5 protein-coding genes are annotated in these 3,648 nt (G+C 70.6%); 3 read left to right on the top strand and 2 right to left on the bottom strand.

The features are described from left to right. Window positions 1–476 (bottom strand): hypothetical protein (locus ACFOGJ_RS25225; RefSeq protein WP_379905870.1); only part of this gene is annotated, 476 nt, incomplete at its 3' end. 325 nt (window positions 477–801) lie between these two features. On the opposite strand from ACFOGJ_RS25225, the gene ACFOGJ_RS25230 reads away from it, so the two are divergent. Together ACFOGJ_RS25230 and ACFOGJ_RS25235 are read left to right on the top strand one after the other, a co-directional pair. Then, the gene (locus tag ACFOGJ_RS25230; protein WP_379905872.1) at window positions 802–1,128 is read left to right on the top strand and encodes a hypothetical protein; all 327 of its coding nucleotides are present in this window, start codon (window positions 802–804) and stop codon (window positions 1,126–1,128) included. 17 nt (window positions 1,129–1,145) lie between these two features. After that, window positions 1,146–2,603, top strand: coding sequence for a methyl-accepting chemotaxis protein (locus ACFOGJ_RS25235; RefSeq protein WP_379905874.1), 1,458 nt, complete (start codon window positions 1,146–1,148; stop codon window positions 2,601–2,603). Between the two features lie 64 nt (window positions 2,604–2,667). Here ACFOGJ_RS25235 and ACFOGJ_RS25240 read toward each other — a convergent pair whose 3' ends face one another. Then, a complete protein-coding gene (locus ACFOGJ_RS25240; RefSeq protein WP_379905877.1) occupies window positions 2,668–3,264 on the bottom strand; it encodes a LysE family translocator in 597 nt (198 codons plus the stop codon). Window positions 3,265–3,315: 51 nt separating this feature from the next. On the opposite strand from ACFOGJ_RS25240, the gene ACFOGJ_RS25245 reads away from it, so the two are divergent. Further along, window positions 3,316–3,648, top strand: a 333-nt coding sequence (locus ACFOGJ_RS25245) for an AraC family ligand binding domain-containing protein (RefSeq protein WP_379905878.1), incomplete at its 3' end; no start/stop codon positions are given.

A 3,648-nucleotide genomic window follows, 5' to 3' on the forward strand; every position in this document is an offset into this window, starting at 1 on the left:
AAGCGGAACAGCAGGCGGTCGTCGGGCGGCAGTCCTTTCTCCAGCAGCGCTGCCAGGACCGCAAGGCGCTCGGCGGGATCGGTGCCGCCGGTGCCTGGCGCCAGCGGCGCGCCGGCACCGAAGTGGAACGACAGCTGCTCCGCCGCGCAGGGCGAGGGCCGCCGCAGCTGGCCCGCCGCCGCCTCCAGGATGCCATCGCGCTGTGCCGGCGGCCGGGCTGCGATGACCGCATAGAGGCGCGCATCCGCCGCGCAGGAGAGCGTCTCGTTGTAGCTGCTGGCGTCCCACCGGGCGCCGGTGGTCGCGGCGGCCGCCAGCAGCACCACGCCGGGCAGGGTGTAGAGGCGGACCCCGTCCCGCAGGATGATCCAGGCCAGGAAGCCGGCGACCGCGATGGCCCATGCCGCCAGGACAAAGAACGCATAGAGGGTCAGGTCCGCCGCCCGCCAAAAGTCCGCGGTCTCGCTTTCCGCCATGATCGCAAGGACCGCAGCGGGCAGGGCGAAGGGCAGGCTGAGCAGGAGAAGGGCGCGCCCGTCCCTGCGCCATCGGGGCGCAGCGGGGGCCGGCGGCCCCAAGTGAACCATGACGTTCGAAGCCTCGTACAGTTACTGCCTGTCTGTCTGCCCGGCGATGGATCGGGGCCGTCTTTCGCGCGCGATGGACGGCGTTTAATCATTTCACAAGGTTCCCGTGACAAAAACTGTCGACAACAATGCCTGACCGCCATCCGGCCCGGATCGCGCAGGCGTGCCGCGGCGACCGGGCTGTCGCTGCCGCAACATTGGCGGAGTCGCAGCGATGAAGGACCTCTGGCCGGCGATGACCCTGGCCGCCTTGGCCATTGTCGGCCTGGGCGTCATGACCATCAGCCCCGCCGCCGATGCGCGCCAGGTGGCGGCCGTGTTCCCGCCCTGGTTCGGCATGTCGGACCGGATGCAGCGTCTGGCCGCCGTCGAGGCGGTCGCCCTGGACGAGGGAGCCTGGGGCAATATCGTCCTGGTCTCCACCGCTACGACCGAAGACCGTGCCGACCTTCTTGCGGCCGGGGCCTGGTTCCTGCTCGATCCGCGCGCCCTGCGCGGCTGCTTCACTTCGGCCAGCGCATTGGCGTCTGGCCGCTCCTGACAGAAAAGGTCGCGACGATGGAAGGTCTCAACAGCATCCGGGATACAGCCGCGCGCTGGTTCCTGGCCTATCTGTGGCTGCATGTTCCGGTGGTTGCGATCACGGCCTGGGCCGTCGGCACCGGCATCCTCTGGCCGACGGTGCTGGCGGCACTGCTCTGCGTCGCGTCGACCCTGGTCTTCATGCTGCAGCGCGACGGCGCCGCGGCACGCAACACGATCTCCGTCGCCCTCGCCCTGATGCCCGCGGTGCTGGTCTATACCCTGACCGGCCATCCCTGGCAGATCGACATGCACATGTACTTCTTCGCGGCGATCGCCATGGTCACCGTGTTCTGCGACTGGCGCTGCATCCTGCTGGCCGCCGGCACGATCGCGGTGCACCACCTGCTGCTGAACTACCTGCTGCCGGCGGCCGTGTTCCCGGACGGCACGTCGCTGGCGCGTGTGGTGCTGCACGCGGTGATCGTCGTGCTCGAGACGGCCGCCCTGATGTGGCTGGCGGAACGCCTGGTGCGCCTGTTCGCGACCTCCGAAGCGGCGGTGGCCCAGGCGCAGGAGGCGCAGCGCAAGGTCGAGGAGGCTGCCGCTGCACAGCTGCGCGCCGACGAGAAGGCGCAGGCCGAGAAGGCGGAGCTGCTGAGCAAGCTCGCCGACGAGTTCGACCGCACCATCGGCCAGGTCATCGCCACCCTGTCGCAGCAGGTGGAGAACCTGGACCGCACCGCGGCCGCGATGCTGGAGATCGCGGGCGAGACCAGCAGCGGCGCCACACGGCTGACCGGATCCGCGCAGGCCGCGTCCAGCGACGTGGAGGCGGTGGCCTCCGCCGCGGAGGAACTGCGCGCCTCGATCCGGGAGATCAGCAGCCAGGCGACGAATTCCGAAGCCACCACCCGCAAGGTGTTGGACGGCGCGCAGGGCGCCAGCGACACCGTGCGCGAACTGGCCAATGCCCTGTCCGATATCGGTTCCGTCGTCACCCTGATCCAGGATATCGCCGAGCAGACCAACCTGCTGGCGCTGAACGCCACCATCGAGGCGGCACGGGCCGGCGAGGCGGGCAAGGGCTTCGCGGTGGTCGCCAACGAGGTCAAGAACCTGGCCAGCCAGACCGCGAAGGCGACCGACGACATCACCCGCCGCATCAGCCATATCCAGTCGCAGAGCGACCTGGCCGTCGGCTCCATCGACCATGTCGGCAAGTCGATGAGCGGCCTGTCTGAGGCCGCCGCCTCGATCTGCGCGGCGATCGAGGAGCAGACGGCGGCGACGGCGGAAATCGCGCGCAGCGCGGAACTGGCGTCCGGCAACGTGGCCAGCGCCACCGAGGAGGCGGCGCGGGTCGACCAGTCGTCCGGCCGGGCGCGCAGTTCCGCGCAGGACCTGGCCAATTCCGCCGAAGGGCTGCGCACCGAGAACGGCAACCTGCGCAGCATGGTGGAAAGCTTCCTGGCCCAGGTCCGCGCCGCCTAAAGCATCTTGTTGAGATCGATCAACGCATTGCCGCTCAGAGGAGCCGGTCCGAGCGCAAGTCGATCTAGAGCAGCAGCGCAGCCAGGACCGACAGCAGCAGAAGCAGGGCGAAGGCCAGGTTCACGGCGCGGTTGGCGGCGGGCTGCCGGAAGATCCCGGTCAGCGCCCCGCCGGCCAGCAGCCAGGCGGTGTTGACCAGGCAGATCAGGACGGTCAGCAGCGCGATCTTGGCCATCAGGTCGGCCAGCGGCTGTCCGGGCAGCAGGACGAAGCCCGAGAACAGGGCCGCCATCGCGGCATAGCCCTTCGGGTTGATCAGGGACAGGGCCAGGCCGGCCGCCAGGGATGGCGGCCGGCCTGCACCCGCATCCGCCGCCAGTGGCGGCGCCGTGGCGATGCGCCAGGCCAGGTACAGGAAGTAGGCGGCGGCCAGCAGGGTTACCGCCGGCCGCACGCCGGGCAGGGCCAGCATCAGTCCGACCATGCCGCTGCCGGTCAGCGCCATCACCGCGACCATCCCCAGCACGATGCCCGCCATGTAGGCCAGCCCCCGGCCGGGTCCGAAGGCGGCGCCCGCCGCGGCAATGCTGAGGGTCGCCGGCCCCGGGCTGCCGGCCAGCGCCAGGCCTGCCAGCAGGAAGCCCGGCAGCACCTCGATCATCGCCATGCTCTCCCGTCTGCCGGTCCCGCCGGGTCTCTGCTAGAAGAAGTCATGTCCCAGATGCTGCCGGAGCCGGCCGCCGCCGGTCTTGAACGTTCGTGCGCGGGCCTGCCCGGCAGCGGTTCCGTGGCCATGGGCGACTGGCTGCGCGCCGCCCCGGCGGCACCGGGGCTGCAGCGGGCGGAAGCGCGCTTCGCCGGCCATGCCTTCGCGCCGCATCGCCACGACAGCTACGCCATCGGCACCACCCTGCAGGGGGTGCAGTGCTTCAGCTATCGCGGCAGTAGCACCCACAGCCTGCCCGGACAGGCCTTCGTCCTGCATCCGGACGAGCGCCATGACGGCCGCGCCGGCACCGGCGCGGGCTTCCGGTACCGCATCCTC

The sequence above is a fragment of the Marinibaculum pumilum genome (assembly GCF_042646425.1).
Classification (GTDB): Bacteria; Pseudomonadota; Alphaproteobacteria; order Ferrovibrionales; family Ferrovibrionaceae; genus Marinibaculum; species Marinibaculum pumilum.